At 57.8% G+C, this 18300-nt stretch carries 19 protein-coding genes and 1 riboswitch; of the genes, 6 read left to right on the top strand and 13 right to left on the bottom strand.

Features of this window, described 5'->3' with window-relative positions:
- Nucleotides 1–110: 110 nt before the first annotated feature.
- Nucleotides 111–659, bottom strand: a complete 549-nt coding sequence (locus tag F0155_RS09940) for an IMPACT family protein (protein WP_150524357.1) — start codon at nucleotides 657–659, stop codon at nucleotides 111–113.
- A 5-nt stretch (nucleotides 660–664) separates the two neighbouring features.
- Nucleotides 665–1765: a 2'-deoxycytidine 5'-triphosphate deaminase gene (locus F0155_RS09935; protein ID WP_150524356.1), complete on the bottom strand. Its 1101-nt coding sequence runs from the start codon at nucleotides 1763–1765 to the stop codon at nucleotides 665–667.
- Between the two features lie 163 nt (nucleotides 1766–1928).
- Nucleotides 1929–2008, top strand: a riboswitch (SAM riboswitch).
- Nucleotides 2009–2047: 39 nt separating this feature from the next.
- Between F0155_RS09935 and F0155_RS09930 the strand changes: the two genes are divergently transcribed.
- On the top strand, nucleotides 2048–3244 hold the full coding sequence (locus F0155_RS09930) for an O-succinylhomoserine sulfhydrylase (protein WP_150524355.1): 1197 nt from the start codon (nucleotides 2048–2050) through the stop codon (nucleotides 3242–3244).
- Nucleotides 3245–3261: 17 nt separating this feature from the next.
- On the opposite strand, the gene F0155_RS09925 is transcribed toward F0155_RS09930, so the two are convergent.
- Complete coding sequence (locus tag F0155_RS09925) at nucleotides 3262–3873, bottom strand: CDP-alcohol phosphatidyltransferase family protein (RefSeq protein ID WP_150524354.1); 612 nt, start codon at nucleotides 3871–3873, stop codon at nucleotides 3262–3264.
- Between the two features lie 195 nt (nucleotides 3874–4068).
- Between F0155_RS09925 and apaG the strand changes: the two genes are divergently transcribed.
- Nucleotides 4069–4461 (top strand): Co2+/Mg2+ efflux protein ApaG, encoded by a 393-nt coding sequence (gene apaG / locus F0155_RS09920; RefSeq protein ID WP_150524353.1) that lies wholly within the window; start codon nucleotides 4069–4071, stop codon nucleotides 4459–4461.
- Nucleotides 4462–4470: 9 nt separating this feature from the next.
- Here apaG and F0155_RS09915 read toward each other — a convergent pair whose 3' ends face one another.
- Nucleotides 4471–5544, bottom strand: coding sequence for an alpha/beta hydrolase family protein (locus tag F0155_RS09915; protein ID WP_150524352.1), 1074 nt, complete (start codon nucleotides 5542–5544; stop codon nucleotides 4471–4473).
- A 19-nt stretch (nucleotides 5545–5563) separates the two neighbouring features.
- Nucleotides 5564–5977, bottom strand: coding sequence for a tellurite resistance TerB family protein (locus F0155_RS09910; protein WP_150524351.1), 414 nt, complete (start codon nucleotides 5975–5977; stop codon nucleotides 5564–5566).
- A gap of 209 nt (nucleotides 5978–6186) precedes the next feature.
- Between F0155_RS09910 and F0155_RS09905 the strand changes: the two genes are divergently transcribed.
- Nucleotides 6187–7845, top strand: a complete 1659-nt coding sequence (locus tag F0155_RS09905; protein WP_150524350.1) for a lysine--tRNA ligase — start codon at nucleotides 6187–6189, stop codon at nucleotides 7843–7845.
- Nucleotides 7846–7925: 80 nt separating this feature from the next.
- Here the strand turns inward: F0155_RS09905 and F0155_RS09900 are convergent, their stop codons facing one another.
- The 5 genes from F0155_RS09900 to F0155_RS09880 all read right to left on the bottom strand — a co-directional run bounded on the left by F0155_RS09900 (nucleotide 7926) and on the right by F0155_RS09880 (nucleotide 12214).
- On the bottom strand, nucleotides 7926–8219 hold the full coding sequence (locus tag F0155_RS09900; RefSeq protein WP_150524349.1) for a CcdB family protein: 294 nt from the start codon (nucleotides 8217–8219) through the stop codon (nucleotides 7926–7928).
- Between the two features lie 12 nt (nucleotides 8220–8231).
- On the bottom strand, nucleotides 8232–8453 hold the full coding sequence (locus F0155_RS09895) for a type II toxin-antitoxin system CcdA family antitoxin (protein ID WP_150524348.1): 222 nt from the start codon (nucleotides 8451–8453) through the stop codon (nucleotides 8232–8234).
- Nucleotides 8454–8569: 116 nt separating this feature from the next.
- The gene (locus tag F0155_RS09890; protein ID WP_150524347.1) at nucleotides 8570–10453 is read right to left on the bottom strand and encodes a vWA domain-containing protein; all 1884 of its coding nucleotides are present in this window, start codon (nucleotides 10451–10453) and stop codon (nucleotides 8570–8572) included.
- A 233-nt stretch (nucleotides 10454–10686) separates the two neighbouring features.
- On the bottom strand, nucleotides 10687–11526 hold the full coding sequence (locus F0155_RS09885; protein WP_161599786.1) for a thermonuclease family protein: 840 nt from the start codon (nucleotides 11524–11526) through the stop codon (nucleotides 10687–10689).
- 31 nt (nucleotides 11527–11557) lie between these two features.
- Nucleotides 11558–12214, bottom strand: coding sequence for a S24 family peptidase (locus tag F0155_RS09880; RefSeq protein WP_150524345.1), 657 nt, complete (start codon nucleotides 12212–12214; stop codon nucleotides 11558–11560).
- 199 nt (nucleotides 12215–12413) lie between these two features.
- On the opposite strand from F0155_RS09880, the gene F0155_RS09875 reads away from it, so the two are divergent.
- Nucleotides 12414–12758, top strand: coding sequence for a DUF952 domain-containing protein (locus F0155_RS09875; protein ID WP_150524344.1), 345 nt, complete (start codon nucleotides 12414–12416; stop codon nucleotides 12756–12758).
- Nucleotides 12755–13849 (top strand): quinone-dependent dihydroorotate dehydrogenase, encoded by a 1095-nt coding sequence (locus F0155_RS09870; protein ID WP_150524343.1) that lies wholly within the window; start codon nucleotides 12755–12757, stop codon nucleotides 13847–13849. The genes F0155_RS09875 and F0155_RS09870 overlap by 4 nt, the downstream gene beginning before the upstream one ends.
- Before the next feature lie 8 nt (nucleotides 13850–13857).
- Here the strand turns inward: F0155_RS09870 and F0155_RS09865 are convergent, their stop codons facing one another.
- Nucleotides 13858–15222, bottom strand: a complete 1365-nt coding sequence (locus tag F0155_RS09865) for an MATE family efflux transporter (protein ID WP_150524342.1) — start codon at nucleotides 15220–15222, stop codon at nucleotides 13858–13860.
- A 112-nt stretch (nucleotides 15223–15334) separates the two neighbouring features.
- Here F0155_RS09865 and F0155_RS09860 point away from each other — a divergent pair, with 112 nt between their 5' ends.
- Entirely contained in the window at nucleotides 15335–16255 is a 921-nt protein-coding gene (locus tag F0155_RS09860; protein WP_150524341.1) for a histone deacetylase family protein, read from the top strand.
- 17 nt (nucleotides 16256–16272) lie between these two features.
- Here F0155_RS09860 and F0155_RS09855 read toward each other — a convergent pair whose 3' ends face one another.
- Together F0155_RS09855 and F0155_RS09850 are read right to left on the bottom strand one after the other, a co-directional pair.
- A complete protein-coding gene (locus tag F0155_RS09855; RefSeq protein ID WP_150524340.1) occupies nucleotides 16273–16551 on the bottom strand; it encodes a DUF6460 domain-containing protein in 279 nt (92 codons plus the stop codon).
- A 630-nt stretch (nucleotides 16552–17181) separates the two neighbouring features.
- Nucleotides 17182–18219 carry an AraC family transcriptional regulator gene (locus F0155_RS09850; RefSeq protein WP_161599785.1) on the bottom strand — a complete coding sequence of 346 codons (1038 nt, stop codon included), beginning with the start codon at nucleotides 18217–18219 and terminating at the stop codon, nucleotides 17182–17184.
- Nucleotides 18220–18300: the final 81 nt, after the last annotated feature.

Genomic DNA, 18300 nt, shown 5'->3' with positions numbered 1-18300 from the left:
AGACGCGCCAGAGCGCTTTCAGACGAAGTGGATACCGGTTCGTCGTCAGGAAACGAGATAAATCAGATAGTTAGAGCACGTCTGGTGAGTCAGCTAACGCAAGAGGTGCTCTAGAGGGCGTCGATTCCGTCTTCTGGCCCCTCGACGATCAGCTGGACCCCGGCTTCGGAGAAATCCCGGGCGATCACCACAAGGCCAAGCTCGGCTATACGGCGCTCCAGCTCGGAGCTTTTGGCGAAATCCATCGTGAGCGTCTTTTGCCTAAGTTGTTGGAAAGGCACCAGTTCGGCGGAATTGATGGCATCTTGCGCAGCCCCGGAATAGGCCCGAGCGAGCCCGCCACCACCCAGCTTTGTTCCGCCGAAATAGCGCACGATCAAGACAGCGCAGTTGATCAGCTCCGCCCCTTGCAGGACACGCAAGGTCGGCATGCCCGAGGTTCCGGCGGGCTCACCGTCATCCTTGCCGCTTTCCTCGACCCGGCCATCGTCCAGCAGGCGGCGATGGGCGGTCACCACATGGGCCGCCTTCTTGTGTTCGGCCTTCAACTCGCCGAGGCGCTGGTCGAACAGGTCAACGGGAACAAGAAAGCTCAGGAAGCGGGATTTCCGGTCCTCCAGATAGCCTTCAAACTCCCGCGTGACCGTCTTGAACCCCATGCCGGTTAGCTTGGCACCTTGAAGTGTTTGGAGAGTTTGAGCGCCTGACCCTGATAGTTGGAGCCAATGCCCTCGCCATAAAGCGTCTTCGGGCGTTCTGCCATGCGCTCATAGACAAGGCGGCCAACCGTTTGGCCATGTTCCACGATGAAGGGAACGTCGTGCGAGCGGACTTCCAGAACAGCGCGTGAGCCGATGCCGCCGGCATGCTCATGGCCGAAGCCCGGATCGAAGAAGCCTGCGTAATGGACACGGAACTCGCCAACCAGCGGATCGAACGGCACCATTTCCGCAGCAAAATCCGGCGGAACATGCACCGCTTCCTGGCTGACCAGAATGTAGAACTCGTTCGGGTCCAGAATAAGCTCGGCGGCATTGCGCCGGTAGATCGGTTCCCAGAAGTCCAGCGGATCGCGGGCATTCACCAGATCAACGTCAATCAGGCCGGAATGGTGCTTGGCGCGATAACCGACCAGAGCCCCCGGGCCGTCACCTTCCAGATCGATGGAAAGCTGGACGCCGCCGCCAATGCGCTCGTTGCCGCCGCTGACAAGCGTGTAGTTCTTGTGGACCTGCTCCAGTTCGGCATCGGGAATGAGAGACACGCCGCGCCGGAAGCGGATCTGGCTGAGACGCGAGCCGGTACGCACGAGGATCGGGAAGGTGAGGGGAGAAATTTCCGCGTAAAGCGGCCCCTGATATCCCGCAGGCACCGTGTCAAAGGCAATGCCACCATCGGTGATCACACGGGTGAAGACATCGAGGCGCCCGGTCGAGCTTTTCGGATTTGCGGTTGCGGATATGTCGTCCGGCAGGTCAAGGCTCTCCTGCAGCGGCACGATATAGACGCACCCCGTTTCCAGAACCGCGCCTTCCTTCAGATCAACCGTATGAAGTTCCAGCGCGTCCAGTTTGGCCGCAACTGTCACATCTGGCCCGGGAAGAAAACTTGCCCGCACACGAAACGCCGTACGCCCCAGCCTGAGGTCAAGGCTGGCGGGTTGAATCTGGCCGTCGACCGGAGGGCGCTCTGCCGCGATGGAGCCATGCTCGAACATGGTTTCAATCATATGCGCGGGCAAAATGCCGGTCTGCCGGTTACTCATGCGCCTGTCCCTGGATAAAATTCACTGTTCCCTTGTGCTTAGCGGATTGATATTCGAACGCCAACCGCAATTCGTGCCTTTTGCACTTGGGCATTCCGTCAAGGTTCGTTGGATATATGGTATTTCCACGATTTGACGGCGGTCCGGTTTTGGAATAAATGAGCGTCAACTCCGTGGTGATTTGAGCCGGCCGGCTTGCAGCCACGTTAAAGAAGTCGCTAAAAAGGCCGGGTTGCGAAAACCCCGGCTCAGGCCGGGGTTTTGCATTTGGAGTTACAGGAAATGACGACCGACACAAAAACTCAGAAGAAACTGCGCCCGGCAACAACGCTCGTCCATGGCGGCGGAACCCGTTCCCAATATGGGGAAACTTCCGAGGCAATGTTCCTGACACAGGGTTTTGTGTACAGCTCCGCCGAGGCGGCAGAAGCGCGTTTTAACGGCGAGGATCCCGGTTTCGTCTATTCCCGCTACGCCAATCCGACGACGGCCATGTTCGAGGATCGCATCAAGGCGCTTGAAGGGGCGGAAGCTGCACGGGCCACCGCCAGCGGCATGGCGGCTGTCAATCTTGCTCTGATGGCGTCTGTGCGTGCGGGGGACCATGTTGTGGCGGCCAAGGCGCTGTTTGGCTCTTGTCGCTATATCTGCGAAATCCTGCTGCCGCGCTTTGGCGTTGAAAGCACGCTGGTGGACGGCACGGACATCGAGCAGTGGAAAGCTGCGGTCAAGCCGAACACCAAGGCGCTGTTTCTGGAAAGCCCGACCAACCCGACGCTGGAAATCATCGACATTGCCGCCGTTGCGGAGATCGCAAAATCAGTTGGCGCACGCCTGATCGTCGACAACGTCTTTGCAACGCCGATGTATCAGTCGCCGCTCGAACTGGGCGCGGATGTGGTCGTTTATTCCGCCACGAAGCACATTGACGGGCAGGGGCGCTGCCTCGGCGGTGTGGTTCTCTCCGATCAGGAATGGATCACCGATGAAGTGATGCCCTTCGTCAAGCATACCGGCCCGCACATGAGCCCGTTCAATGCCTGGGTTCTTCTGAAAGGTCTGGAAACCCTGCCGCTGCGCGTTGCCCAGCAGACGTCAAGCGCCTCGAAGATCGCTGATTTCCTTGCCGAACAGTCCAAGGTCTCGCGCCTGATCTATCCGGGCCGCGACGATCATCCTCAGGCAGAAGTCGCCAAGCGCCAGATGCGCGGTGGGTCCACCATGGTCGCGTTCGAAATCGGCGACGGCAAGGATGCGGCTTTCCGTTTCCTGAATGCGCTGGAAATCATCAAGCTTTCCAACAACCTTGGTGATGCAAAGACCCTGATCACCCATCCGGCGACCACGACACACCAGTCGATGACCGAGGAAGCACGCGCCGAGCTGGATATTTCCGGCGGCATGCTGCGTCTGTCTGTTGGACTGGAAGACCCGCTTGATCTTCTGGAAGACATCGAGCAGGCGCTGACCGTGATCTGATTGAGGTTATACCAGTATCAATTGCCTTTCAGGCTGGCTGCCGCGCCGATGATGCGTGCGGCAGCTGATACGAAGCACACCGCCGCAAAACCCCAGGCCAGGATCGGGAAACCGGCTGGCCAGAGGCACATGACCGCGAAGAGGGCTATTGTTTCGGCCCCTTCTGCGATGCCAGCCACATAATAGAGCGACTTGATGCCCTGCGAGGTCGTGGTGATCCGACGCTTCTCCGCCATGATCGCATAGGCCAGAAACGCCGAACCATTGGCATAGAAGCTGAGAAGCAGGGCTGCCGCGGGCAAGGCGTTTTGCGCTGGATCGAGAATGGCGAACGCCATGGGGATCGAGCCGTAAAAGACAAAATCCAGCACGATGTCCAGATAGCCGCCTCGGTCGGACTTGTGGGTCGCACGGGCGACAGCGCCATCCAATCCATCCGCAATCCGGTTGAGCGCTATCAGCACAAGGCCGAGAAGCAGGAGACCGGTTGCAATGGCCACCGCAGCACCCATGCCAAGTGCAAATCCGACAAGCGTCACCGTGTCGGCGGAGATGCCCGCCTGCGCCACAAGTCGTCCGGCCCGATCAAGGGGTGGATCTATATAGGGACGGATCTGGGCGTCGAACATTCTTGCACTTTTTAAGAGGTTCCCGACTTGGGCATTGATTCATAAATGGAACACGACGTTACACAGGGCAACCCAAACTCTTTCAAGCTTGCGTTATTGGGCCTATAAACAGGTTCAGGGCAGAACAACACCCTTGGCGGATCGAGCCGCCTTTGGGTGTTGCTACGATACCGATAGTCAACAGGATACCGCAGAATGTATCGCGCAATAACAAATGGCATCCAGGTAACGGTGGAACCCTTCTACCTCGACGACGAATCCAGTCCCGAGGACAGCCAGTTCATCTGGGCCTACATGGTCGAAATCCGCAACGAGAGCGAAGGGCCCGTGCAGCTGCGCACGCGCTACTGGAAGATCACGGACGCGCTCGGCCGCGTCGAGGAAATCTCCGGTCCGGGGGTGATCGGTGAAGAACCGATCATTCAGCCCGGTGAATCCTATGAATATTCTTCCGGTTGCCCGCTTAAGACGGATTCCGGCTTCATGGTCGGGTCCTATCGAATGGAGCGCCCGGACGGCAGCATGTTTGATGTCGACATTCCTGCGTTCTCACTCGACCTGCCGGACGGCAAACGCAGCTTGAATTGATCATAGGTATTATTGAACTGCCAGCGCTCTCGCCTTGATCCAATCAGCCATTCGCTCAAGAGCGTCTTGCGCATAGGCCTCACGCCCAAGCGACATAAACATCCAGCCCGTCCAGAGGGGAGCTCCATCCGGGGTTTGGTGATTGAAGAAGCGCGCGTCCAGCAGGGCATGGGTGGCGTTGTCAATCAGGTGGAGTTCTGTCGCTGGATGCCGCTGGCCCAACAGCTCTTTAAAACGTCTGTTCTCACCTCTCGCATCAACATTCAGATCCTCCGCGCCATGCAGAACGAGAAAGGGTGCTGGCGTTCGGGATAGCGCAGCTGTCGAATTTGATGCGATGTTCTTGCGGATGAAGTCAAACCGCTCGCGTGTCAAGTCGGCCGATGAGGGAAAAGCATCGACATAGGCTTCATGGGTAAGTTCAGGCTCGAGAAGCAGGGCGACCTCCCGTTCAAACTCCGCCAGCTCGATATCAATCCGGTTTTCGTCAATGCCCTCCAGTTTCAGGCGTGTTCGTGTGAAGTATCGACCTTGATTGATCCAGTCGACCGCAGGCCCGACGAGAACATGAAAATCCGCAGAGCCATCCTGAAGCGCTATCTGAGGGACAACCCACCCGGCCTGGGAAAATCCGACGAAGCCCATGATTGCATTTGAGAAGCCATCGACTTTTCGCAGCGTATTTAGGGCTTTGATCGCGAGTCGAGCCCGGTCATCCATGGATTGAGCGAGCCAATCGCCCGTGCTTTTGCCGACGCCGGGTTTGTCCCAGGAAAAGACCGCAATGCCCTGATCCAGCAGGAAGCTGATCAAGGGCAGGAAAGCGCCGCCAGAATATCGGTCTTGGGGTCCATCGCCGTGAATCAGGATGACAAGCGGTGGGTTGGCGGAACCGTCCGGAACATGAAGGCTTCCGGAAATTTGCGATCCGGCATGTTCGAAAGTGACTTCCTGTCCGGAGCGTGTCGATAAATCAAAATCCGCAAGTCCGGAGAGGGCAACAAGGCCAAGGCCTATTGCCGATAAAATACCAAGAGAAAAAAGCGCCCAACGGATCGGGCGCTTGAAGAGGGTTTTGAACATCAAGTCTCGATTTGCGAGATCAGATGGTGCGGTAACGGGCCTGCGCGCCGCGCTCGATCGCAGCAACGGTCAGCTTGTCCAGATTGAAGCGGTCGCGCAGCATTTGCAGCAGGCGCAGTTCTTCCTGACGCAGGTTCAGGTCTGCCGCCGCAACTTCCACTGCGACTGCATAGGCGGTGTCATAGAGCTTGGAGGGCAGGGTGTCTGCAATCAGCGTCAGAACGGAATCCAGTCCGTTCGGCTCTTGCAGCACGAGGCCACAGCGCTGGGCAGCGCTGATGATGTCGTCTTCGTTGTAGCCCTTGAAGACCGGCAGGGATTTCACGATGTCTCCCATCGAGGCCAGTTCGCTGTCCGTCATGCTGCTGTCGGCGGCCGACATGATCACCATGACATAGATAAGGGCTTCCTGGATGCTGACGTCTTTTTTCATCTTCTCGATGGGCCTCTCGGTCGACGCGGATTGACAATAAAACGAGGGATATCCGCTCAAGGCCCAGTCTTCAAGCCGTGCAGTGCGACATTTCGTTGACGCGGGCCGCTTGCTTTTCTAGTGTCGCGCCGCTCGCTGCAGGCTTTTGAACTTCTTTTGAGCCCGCCTTTGCGACTTTCTCTAACAAGAACAGAACCGAACCAATCATCATGACCGAACGATCTTTGCCACCGCTTGACCTCTCGTCTGACTTCGTTGAGGCGGCCCGGACTTCCAAAGCCTGGCCCTTTGAAGAAGCACGCAAACTGGTCAAACGTGTCGAGAAACGGGATCCGTCGGTGCCGGTTCTGTTTGAAACCGGATATGGCCCGTCCGGCCTGCCGCATATCGGCACCTTCGGCGAAGTGGCCCGCACCACAATGGTGCGCACGGCGTTCCGTTTGCTGACCGAAGACAAGATCCCGACCCGGCTGCTCTGCTTCTCCGATGACATGGACGGCATGCGCAAGATTCCGGAAAACGTGCCGGACATGGAAGCGCTGAAGCCGTATCTGCAGATGCCGCTGACCGTCGTGCCGAACCCGTTCGGCGGCGATTACGAAAGCTTTGGCCATCACAACAACGCCATGCTCCGCCGCTTCCTCGACACGTTCGGCTTCGACTACGAGTTTGCCAGCGCGACCGAGTACTACAAGTCCGGCAAGTTCGACGACATTCTTTTGAAGGCGGTCGAGAAATACGATGACCTGATGAAGGTCATGCTGCCGACACTGGGTGAAGAGCGTCAGGCGACCTATTCGCCGTTCCTGCCGATCTCCCCGATTTCCGGCCGGGTTCTCTATGTCCCTATGAAGGATGTGAATGCCAAGGACGGCGCGATCACCTTCGCCGATGAAGACGGGACGGATGTCACGCTTCCGGTTACGGGTGGCAATGTGAAGCTGCAGTGGAAGCCGGATTTCGGTGCGCGCTGGGCAGCCCTGAATGTCGACTTTGAAATGTTCGGCAAGGACCACGGCCCGAACATGGAACTCTATGACAAGATCTGCAAGGTTCTGGGCGGCAAGCCGCCGGAGCATTTCGTCTACGAGCTGTTCCTTGCAGACGATGGCTCCAAGATCTCCAAGTCCAAGGGCAATGGCCTGACCATCGACGAGTGGCTGACCTACGCTCCGACCGAAAGCCTTGCGCTCTACATGTTCCAGAAGCCCAAGACGGCAAAGAAGTTGTATTTCGACGTGATCCCGAAAGCAGTCGACGAATACTACACCTTTGCGGAAAAATACGCGGCAATGCCGGTTGAGCAGAAGCTGATGAATCCGGCCTGGCACATTCATACCGGTGCTGTTCCGGCCATCGATATGCCTGTTCCATTCGCGATGCTGCTGAACCTCGTGTCGGCCTCCAACGCGGAAAACAAGGACGTTTTGTGGGCATTCATTTCCCGCTACGCGCCGGGAGTAACGGCCGAGACCCATCCGCATCTGGATGCACTTGTCGGCTTTGCGATCCGCTACTTTGATGACTTCGTCAAACCGACCAAGTCGTTCAAGACCCCGGACGATGTCGAACGTGCTGCGCTTGAGGCCCTTGATGCCAGCCTTGCAGCGCTTCCGGCGGATGCGGACGGCAACACCATTCAGGACGCGGTTCTGGATGTTGCCCGCCCGATCGAGCGGTATCAGGACGAAAAGAAGAAGGGCCCTGATGGCGGCCCGGGCGTTTCTGTTGCCTGGTTCTCCGCGCTCTATCAGTTGTTGATCGGTCAGGAAAAGGGCCCGCGCTTCGGCTCTTTCGTGGCGCTTTACGGCATCACGGAGACCCGGGAGCTGATCAGGAAGGCCCTTTCCGGAGAACTGGCAGCTTAATCAACTCCAGTCTTTGCTCCAAAAACACCAAGGGACGGCCCCGTCGGGAGCCGTCCCTTTTTTATCTGCCTGCTCCAGCCTTAAAAACCGTCGATCAGAATGTCCAGCGCCCGTTTCAACATGTCGCGATGCGCTGCAAGTGAGCCAACGCGATCCTCCAGCTCGCGCCCCGGGACAGCAGCCAGTTCCTGCACTCTGACAATCCACACACGGTCGTCAAATTCGACTTCCGGGGTCAGTCCGGGAAAGGATGTATAAGCGCCGGCTTCCCGAAGGGGCGCGACGATGCGGGACGCATCGATACCGATCAGATCTGTCTGCAAATCGACAACGAGTTGCCCGCCTTTGAGGCGATAGAGGTCGAACTGGGCCATGGCCTACGGCACTCAGAAGCTTCTGTACTTTGCGAGGGCCAAGCCTTCCCGTTCGACCTCTTCTGCATAGGACGAAATCTTAGACTTGTTTTCCTCACGCCACAGCCGATTGCGTTCAGCTTTTGTCGCCTCTGCGATCGCCGTTTCTGCAAGCCGGGACATGTTCAGGCCAAGCGAACGAGCCGCTTCAGCGACCTCGGAGTCAATGGTCAGGTTCACCTTTATCCGGGCCATAGTGTCCTCTTTATATATCCCTATCATACAGGAGTATATCAAAGGAGTATGAAGCGCTCAACTTCGCTCGAACTCGAAATAATGGGACGGCCCCATCGGGAGCCGTCCCTTTTCATTTAAAATCTGGTGCCTCTTGATGTCTGCGCGATGGAAGACAGGCGCAGGAGGGAGAGGAACTCGTTTCGGTAGTTGAAGGGATCATCACCGACATTGGCTTCAGCCAATTTCAGTGCATCGGCTGCCGTCCAAGCGCCGAGATAATCCGTCCCTTTCAAGAGTTGGCCGAACCCTGCGACAGCCGCTGCAAACTCCGTTTCACCTTGCGGGATGGCAGACGTCGAAAGCGTGACGGGCGTTGAGATCAGCGTGCTCTTGGCTTCACCCGGCAGTTTGTAGCGCAGCTTCACGAAGGCCAGTTCGTCGGAAAACTCCGCCGGTGCCTCGTCACCCTCGGAAGGGGAAGGGGCGGCGTAGCGAAGGTCATCGATCCGCACAGCGGGCGAGCCAACAGGCGTCACCTCGTAGAGCGCTGTCACGGTGTGGCCAGCACCGATGTCACCAGCATCAACCTTGTCGTTATTGAAGTCCTCTGTTTTCAGCGCGCGGGTCTCATAGCCGACCAACCGGTATTCGGCGACGGTTGCCGGGTTGAACTCCACCTGGATCTTCACATCCTGGGCGATGGTGGAAATCGAACTGACGATCTGATCGACCAGAACCTTGCGGGCCTCTGAAAGCGTATCGATATAGGCCGCAACGCCGTTGCCGTTCTGGGCCAGCGCTTGCATCAGCTCGTCATTGTAATTGCCGCGGCCGAAGCCGAGGACGGAGAGGGTGATGCCACTCTCGCGCTTTTCCTTCACGAACTGCTTCATTTCATCCGCGCTGGACAGGCCGACGTTGAAATCGCCATCGGTTGCCAGAATGATGCGCGTCTTGGCATCGTCGCCCTGCATCGTTTCGGCAAGCTTGTAGGCCTCCTTCAGACCTGCGTGGCCAGCCGTGCTGCCGCCGGAGGTCAGCGAGTTTATGGCCTCTGCAATCTTGCTCTTGTCGGCAAGAGCGGTCGGCTCCAACAGCACACCGGCATTGCCCGCATAGGTGACGATGGCAACCGTGTCATCGCTGCGCAGCGTCGACAGAAGCAGGCGGAAGGCCTGCTGCAGAAGCGGCAGCTTGGTTTCATCCTGCATGGAACCGGACGTGTCGATCAGGAAGACAAGGTTCTGCGGCGGAAGATCTGCAAGGGGAACCGTGTAGCCCTTGAGGCCAATGTGAAGGAGTTTGGTATCCGCATTCCACGGCGTTTCGACGACGGATACATTGGTCGAGAACGGGGCCTCGCGGCTGTCCGGCGTTGCATAATCATACTGGAAATAATTGATCATTTCCTCGATGCGCACTGCTTCGGGGTTCGGCTTGCGGCCATTGACCAGCTCGGAGCGGATAAAGGCGTAGGAGGCGGTGTCCACATCGACCGAGAAGGTCGAAACCGGGTCCGCCTTGACCTGTTTCAGCGGATTGCTCTCAGCTTCCGGAAAACGTTCGGTGTTCGGTAGTTGGGGGGAGACCGAAACCGAGGCACCGCTGGGCTGCAAGAGCATTCTGGTTTTCCCAAGGGGTGCTGCTGGTGCCGACAGTCCACCCGGCTCCCCCCCGCTGTACATCCTGATGACTGGGTTTTCCTGAACAGCCTGATCTGCCATCTGCATGCTCTCCGAAGCAGCTTCGGGCTCGACAGGTGGATGCGCAGGTGTCTGAGCCGTCGTCGTATCGGATGGTTTGGTGGGAGATTGAGGTTGCCCGGTCTGTGTCAAAATTGTCGGGTTTCGATTTTCAGCTTTTTCCGAAGCGTCTTGTGAGGCATCGGCCGTCTCCTTGGGTTGCCCGAACATATGGGAAGTACCCAACCTGTCGCCGACATAGCTCCACACAAGGCCCACCAGGACCAGCAGGGAAAGGAACCCTGCTACAAACCAGTTCTTCGATTTATGTATCATGATCAACTCCTGCCCAAGAGCATCGGGCGTTTTGCTAGAAACGCCCGATGCTCGTTCACTGTTGAATCGATCAGCTTCGGGCGCTCAATCGATCCCGATTTAGCGCCCGCTGATCTAAGTGATCGGGCAGAGGCGTTTCGCGCATGTGCCCATGGGTCATTACGGCGCAGGAGTTGGGGCATCTTGTGAGCGCAGAAGGGTGATAAACGGATGATTCCGCGGCGCAAATGTGGTCAGGGGCGCGGGTTTTCACTCGAATTTGACAAGAGTGTGTCCTCGGTGTCGGTGGCAACACCTGAGGGAAAGTCGAACGGATTGACCGGATCGGAACTGGCCGGGTCGAGGCCAGGAATGCCAAGGTCAATCAACCCGCTTTCCTCAACCGTCAGGCTCGCAGCAGGAGAGGTGACCTCCGTTCCCGGCTCGGGGTCTGTCGTAACTGCAGAATAGGGGGAGGACCATTCCTGCCGCCAGATGCCGAGCTTTTCGGCTTTGGCCTCGTCTCGAAGGGCAACCAGTGCCGGGGGCGCTGCTTCTGACACATCCGCCCAGCCATTGCGGATCAGCGCCTCGGAGAGATCCATCGTGCCGCGCTGGCAGTTGGCGATAATCGCCTTGGGTCCCGCATCCGCTTCCTTAGTGCAGGTGATCTGGAACTGGCGCACCAACCCACGCAGGAAGGTTCGGGCTCTTGCTCCACATGGCCAGCTGGTCGAGCCGGATATCTCGCAAGTCGCATCGCCGACAAGCGGCTGAACATGCGCAAGACGGACCTTGAGCTCATCCGTCGCCAGATCGGCCGCGCTCAGGACATGGACACGGCGCAGAACAAGAGGACCGTCCGGAACCGGTTCCACCGGGGGATTAACCAGCTCCTGATACCTCCTGGATGGCTCGATCCGCTTCAAGGGGCCTGTGACGGGGGGCGGCGTGACGCCTTCCGGCGACACATTGCGAATACGTGACGGATCGGGGGCCGGGCCGTGGCCGGTTGCCTGACTGGTTGTTTGGGCACTGCTCTGGCCGATTGATGCCACAAGAGGCACCAGGGCCAGCGCGGCGAGGGTCAACATCAGGCGAGCGAGAGTTCGGCAATACATCGGTCTATTGGCTTGCCCAAAGGATCCGGGCGACCCAGGCGATCGAAGAGCGCTTGATGCTGGTTTGTGTGACGGGCGGTGACAGGGAATGAAACTCGAAATCAGACGGGTTCTGTCGCGCCATGACAAAGAGTTTGAGATTGCCGTCTGCAAGACGAACGAGAACCCTGTCTCCACGGCGAATGGCCTGCTGGCGGTCAACGATCAGAATGTCGCCCTGCCGATAAAACGGGCTGAGCTCCGAATTGCTGATCTCCAGTGCGAACAGCCCCTTCGCCTTGGGATCGGGAAACTGCATCTGGTCCCACATCTTGCTGGACGGGCGACCATCCTTGTCAAAAGCCGCCTGCTGGCTGGCTTCGGAAAACCCGGCAACGGGCACCATCTGAACCTGATCGGCATAGGGGGCGGAGCGGGTGTTCCCGGGCAGGCGACCCTTCAGGACATCCAGCAGCGTGTCGAGGCTTTCCCCGGTCGCCTCAAGGATTTTCGCAAGGGATTCGGTAGAGGGCCAGCGTGGCCTGCCATCGCCGCCGAAGCGCTTCGACGGATTGAACGTTGTCGGATCAAGACCTGCCCGCCGCGCCAATCCGGAAGGAGACATCCCGTTTCTTGCGGCCAAGGTGTCAATCGCCGTCCAGATTTGTTCATGCGACAGCATGCTGTTCTCCGAATGTGCCGGCGACAGGGGGAGCTGTCGCCTGTTCACTATGTTCCGGCCCGGGAATCCTGTCAAAATATTCCTAGGCGTGGGGATTGCGCATCCCGGTGGTTGTCTTGCCCGGTCGGTGCCTATAGGGTCCGCGCCGAGTTTCTTGCTGGTGGAGCTGGTCCGCCTGAAATGCCACCGGGAGCGGGTGATGTCGCTGATTTTCAAGATAATGCCGAAATCCATGTGGGATATCGCCGTCCGGGACGGAGAGTTCAAGGGCGCGCCGGTCGATCTCGCCGACGGCTTCATCCATTTTTCGGCGGGAGATCAGGTGAAGGAAACGGCTGCCAAGCACTTTGCAGGGCAAACGGACCTTGTCTTGATTGCCTGCGATGCCGATGCCTTCGGACCGGCGATGAAGTGGGAAACGTCCCGCGGCGGCGCGCTGTTCCCGCATCTTTTTGACACCATGCCCGTCGATACTGCCCTGTGGGTCAAGGACCTGCCGCTGGGGGATGACGGTGTGCACCAATTTCCGGAACTTTCCCAATGATCCTGTCCCTCATCGATCAGTTTGGTCTGGCCGCTCTCCACAAACTGGACGCGGAAACCGCCCATGGTGTGACAATCAAGGCGCTGAAATCCGGTCTTCTTCCGGCCTGTGACAGCCCGAGGGATGCACGCCTGAAGCAGACCCTATGGGATCTGGACTTCGAAAACCCGGTTGGAATGGCCGCAGGCTTCGACAAGGACGGCGATGTTCCCGACGAGGTTCTGCGACTTGGTTTCGGCTTCACCGAAATCGGCTCCGTCACACCACTGCCGCAGGCGGGAAACCCCAAGCCGCGCGTGTTTCGCCTTGCCGCCGATGAGGGTGTCATCAACCGCTTCGGCTTCAACAACAAGGGCCACCAGGCCTTGCTTGCCAAACTGCAGGCAAGGGCAGGGCGTCCGGGCATTGTCGGCATTAATGTGGGTGCCAACAAGGATGCGAGCGACCGCATCGCCGACTATGTGAAGGGCATTGAGACCTTCGCCGATCACGCGTCCTATTTCACCGTGAACATCTCGTCGCCCAACACACCGGGACTGCGCGACCTGCAGGCACGCGCCTCGCTGGAAGAGCTGCTCAGCGGCGTGATGGCAGCACGCGATGCCGCCACCAACCGGGTTGGCCGCATGGTGCCGGTTCTGCTGAAGATTGCTCCGGATGTGGACGAGGTCACGCTCGACGATGTCTGTGAAGTGGTGCTGGCCAAGAAAGTCGACGGCATGATCGTCTCCAACACGACGATCAGCCGCGAAGGATTGCGGTCCGGAGCCGTTGCCAATGAGACGGGCGGTCTTTCGGGACGCCCGGTGTTTCTGAAATCAACGATCATGCTGGCCAAGACCCGCAAGCGCGTCGGGCCGGATTTGCCCCTGATTGGCGTTGGCGGGATCGATAGCGCGGAAACCGCGTGGACGAAGATCACGGCGGGTGCGGACCTGCTGCAGCTCTATTCTTCCATGGTCTACAAGGGACCGCGCCTTGCCAACACCATCGTCAAGGGCCTGATTGCCCGCCTTGACCGCGAGGGCATTGCGTCCCTGCGTGAGGTTCGCGATACGGAAATGTCCGCCTGGGCCTCCGCAAATCCGTAAAACGCTAATCAGGCTCTGTTCGAAAGGGCGATGGGGTCAGGCGAAAAGGTGCGGTCTGCACGCCAGCGACACATGACGCTGAGCGACAGGCCGCGGATGCCAAGAAAGATGGTCAGGGCCAGCCAGAGTCCGTCATTGCCCCAGATCGGGAAGAACAGGTGATAGGCTGCCAGAAAGGCAGCCAGCGACACCAGCATCATGTTCCGCATGTCTCTCGACCATGTTGCGCCGATGAACACACCGTCCATCACATAGGCCAGAACGCCGAAGACTGGCGCGATGATCACCCAGACCAGATACTCGCGCCCGGTGGCTCGGATTTCATCGGAGGTGGTCATGAGATCCAGAAGCTGCGGCCCGAACAGGGCAATCAGGATTGAAAGCAGCCCGCAGATAACAAAACTCCAGAAAACAGTCAGACGAACGGTCTTGCGGAAAGCGGGACGATAGTTTCCCCCGACAGCCCGGCCCACCAGCTGTTCTGCCGCAGTCGCCAGCCCGTCCAGAAAGAAGGCGGCGGTCATGATGAACTTTTCAAGAATGGTGTTTGTCGCCAGAATGACCTCGCCCTGATCGGCTGAGCGGGCAACAAAATAGGAAAACGCGATCAGCAGGGTGAAGGATCGGATCATGATGTCCCGGTTCAACGCCATCGTCTTGAGAAATTGCTCGCGGTCAAAGACATGTGCCCGGCTGGGCCATGGCGACCCTTTTAGGGTCCACAGCACAGCAGCACCGCCAAGGAGAGTGGTTGCGGCTTCACTGATGACGGTGGCTGCGGCAACGCCTTCCACGCCCAGGGAAAGCCCCATGACGAACCAGAGGCTGAGGGCAATGTTCAATCCGTTCAGAAACAATTGCAGGGCAAGACCTGCGCCCGCACGCCCGAGGCCGATATACCAGCCAAGAATGGCGTAATTCGCCAACAGGAAGGGCGCACTGTAGACGCGGATATCGAAATAGCTTGCCGTGGCGGCCTGAACCGCATCACTGCCGCCAAGGAAGAACAGCCCTGCATCGCGGATCGGCACCTGTAGAAGAATGATCGCAATGCCTGCAATCAGGGCAATGCAGAGGGACCGCATCAGGATGGCTGGAATTTCGCGGCTGTTGTTCGCGCCAACGGCCTGCGCAGTCAGCCCCGTTGTGCCGGACCTCAGGAAATTGAAAGTGGTGAAGGCAAGGTCGAAAATGATGCCGCCAATTGCAATGCCGCCGACAAGAACAGGGTCTCCCAGCTGGCCGATCACGGCCGTATCCACCAGTCCCAGCAGCGGGGTGGACAGATAGGCGATCGTCATCGGCAGGGCAATCGTCAGCACCGTGCGCCAAGTGACGTCAAAAGGAAGGGTCGGTCGTGTCGGGGCATTCATGGAGGGAGACTTTCTCAAACCCTGTCTTTGGGCTCAATGTGCCCGTTCGTCAAGCGCATCAAAGGGTGCAGCGGAGCTTTCCACGCAGGCAGCGCCCGCTATAACTGATCCCATGACTGTTCCGATTGTGCACCATCCGGGGTACTGCGCCGTCCTGCCCGCCAATCACCGCTTCCCGATGGACAAGTTTCGGGCGGTGGCAGACTTCATTTTGCAGGAAGACCTGTTGCAGGGTAGGCCGTTCCACAAACCGCGTGCAGCCCCGTTTGAGTGGGTCGCGCTGGCGCATGACCCCCGTTATGTCGATCAGGTGTTTTCCTTAAGTGTTCCAAAGGCCGTTTCACGGGAGATCGGTTTCGATATTCTTGAGGATATTGCAGCTCGTGCCCGTTATGCGACGGGGGGAACGGTACTAACCGGATATCTTGCGCTGGAACATGGTCTGGCCTGCAACACCGCAGGCGGCAGCCATCACGCAAGATGGGCGCATGGCGCCGGCTTTTGTGTCTTTAACGACGTGGCTGTTGCCATTCGCGTCATGCAGGCGGACGGTGTCATCAAGCGGGCGCTGGTGATTGATCTCGATGTGCATCAGGGGGATGGCACTGCGGATATCTTCCGACGGGATGAAAGCGTTTTCACCTTCTCCATGCACGCCCGCAAGAACTACCCTGTCCGAAAGGTGCCTTCCAACCATGACGCAGAGCTGCCCGACGGCATGCCAGATAACAGTTATCTCGCCCTGTTGGAGGCGCGTCTGAGGTCGATCCTGGAGGCAAGCAGACCGGATATCGTCTTTTACAATGCGGGCGTTGATCCTTGGGAGGGCGACCGGCTTGGCCGACTTGGTCTGTCAAGAAACGGGCTGAAGCGCCGGGATCTTTTCGTGATAGGGACTGTGCGCAAACTCGGGATACCGCTCGCCGGTGTGCTCGGCGGCGGATACGGCGAGGATATTGACGAACTGGCGGATCGCCATTTGACGCTCCATCGCGCGGCGCTCGCAGTCGGCAACGACTGTGCTGCTGGTTGAGCGAGCCGGCAAAGGTGTCAGGAAGAGCGTCCGAAAACGCTAAGTAGCCGGGAAATCAGCCAAATTGGCAGAACCACTGCTGCGCCGAGCAGGAAATACCGCCCGATTGACCCCAGAGCATCAAAGCCCATGTGCCACAGGCGCGAGAAGAACGTCTGGATCATGTCAAAGATATCAAGGGGGTTCAGATCCAGCGCCGAGAGGATGACACCAACCACGAAGGACAGAAACACCAGCCGAAGAACCACCTGCCCGGGGGAGCCGCCCAGAAGACGGGTCAGGCCTTGTTGTGTCATGTCATTTTTCCCGGTTGTTCAATGTATCCAGTTGTTGATTCTTAGGTAGTACAGGAAACTGGCACTTACAATGCCCTGACTACGTAACATCAATTGAAAAGATGCGTAGCTGGCATCCGCAATCTTTACGGGTACTGTCCGCATTTAAAGCTACGTTACGGTAAAGAATGGCGTAAAGTGATAAATTTAATCAAATCCTGCCAATTACAATGGGGTATTTATACCGTAGACACAGGTTGTGTGCCTCAGGGTTGCGGTTGTTCCCACCTAACTTCGATTCTGAGCCTCAGGTCCTAAGCCTGCAACTGGGTGTCCCGGTACTCTGCAGAGCGCTTCAATCAGCCCCAAATTGGTTGGAGCGTTGCGCATCGGAACACATGGTTGTGATAATAGAACAAAGGCTTGGTCCGGCATCCGGGCCGCATGAGTACCCGATCGGAGCATCCCACGTGCTTCCAAAAGGTTTCGGATGTAATTGCACGGGAAAGCGGTTTTGCCGGTCCCGTGCTTTTTTTTGAAATTTAGCGAATAGACTTTCGAGATCCCGGTTTTGCCGCCTTCAGGGGCGGCAAGGCCGGGACTTTTATTTTTGTAAAAAGGTGAATTAATTCAGTCTGTTTTGCGGGTAGATTACCTGTTGAGCTTCCTGCTCAATTCGGTTTTCTTCTTGTCCCTGAGGCCGCGCGGTGACACGCCGTACCAGGCCTTTACAGCCCTTGAAAAAGTGCTCAGTTCGGAAAACCCAAGCAGATAGGCGATCTCCTTGAAGGGCAAATTGCTGTTCACGATGTAGCGGCGTGCAGCCGATTTGCGAACCTTGTCCACCAGGGTGCGGAAGGAGGAGCCTTCCGTTTCCAGCACGCGCTGCAGGGTTCTCTGGGACATGCCAAGCGCCTTGGAGACTTCCGGAAGGGTGCAGTTTCCGGCTTTCAGGTTCTCGACAATCTGGGTCGTGACGCGCGAAATGTCGGAATCGTACTCCCGGAACGTCTCCAGATCCTGTGCCGATGCGCGCAGAATAATCTGGTAGAGGTTTTCCTCGTGCCGGTTGTTCGGCCTGCTAAGCATATGCCGCGGAATAAGAATTCTGTTTCTGAGCGTGTTGAAGGTGACCCGGTTCTCGTATTTGGCCAAGAACGCTGATTTGGAAATGGGCGGTTCTGCCGCAAGCTCCATTGTCAGTGGGGGCTTGTCGTCTCCAAGCACCAGCTCGATATGCCGAACAGTGATGGCCATCTGCCCGAACATGCTCTGGCGCCATTCCCCAAGTCCCTCGATCATCCGCCACTCGAACACGCCGTAGTTTTCATTCTCTTCGAAAATGAAGTCGACCGCGTTTGTACGGGCAGGGGCATAGTCGACCATCGACTGCAGGGATGTACGCAAATCCGGTGCGCAAACAAAGAGATAGTCGGAAGCGGAAAACGGGCCGACCGGCGCTTCATACATCAGATCGAAATAGAGCGCGTCGCTGCCAAGGGATTTGGCGGTTTCCTCGAAGATGGAAAAATAGATGTCAGCTGCCACGATGCCGAGCGGATTGTCCGTCGCTTCCTCGGTCAGGCTGTGGCGATCCTCGATTTGTTTCCAATCAAGTGTACGTGTGTACGGTTGTGTCTTGAGGAACTTTATGAAGTCGGAACGCACCCAGAATTTCATAGACCGCATCAAATTGGCTCCGGCACAACATATAAGTGCATGCATATCATGCAAAAGTTGGCGCTTCGTATCAAATTTGCGGCGTAAACT

Origin of the sequence: Roseibium sediminis, assembly GCF_008711325.1 — a bacterium.
Taxonomy (GTDB): Bacteria; Pseudomonadota; Alphaproteobacteria; order Rhizobiales; family Stappiaceae; genus Roseibium; species Roseibium sediminis.
The sequence above is the reverse complement of the archived record's forward strand: the minus strand, read 5'-3'. Positions and strand labels throughout refer to the sequence as shown.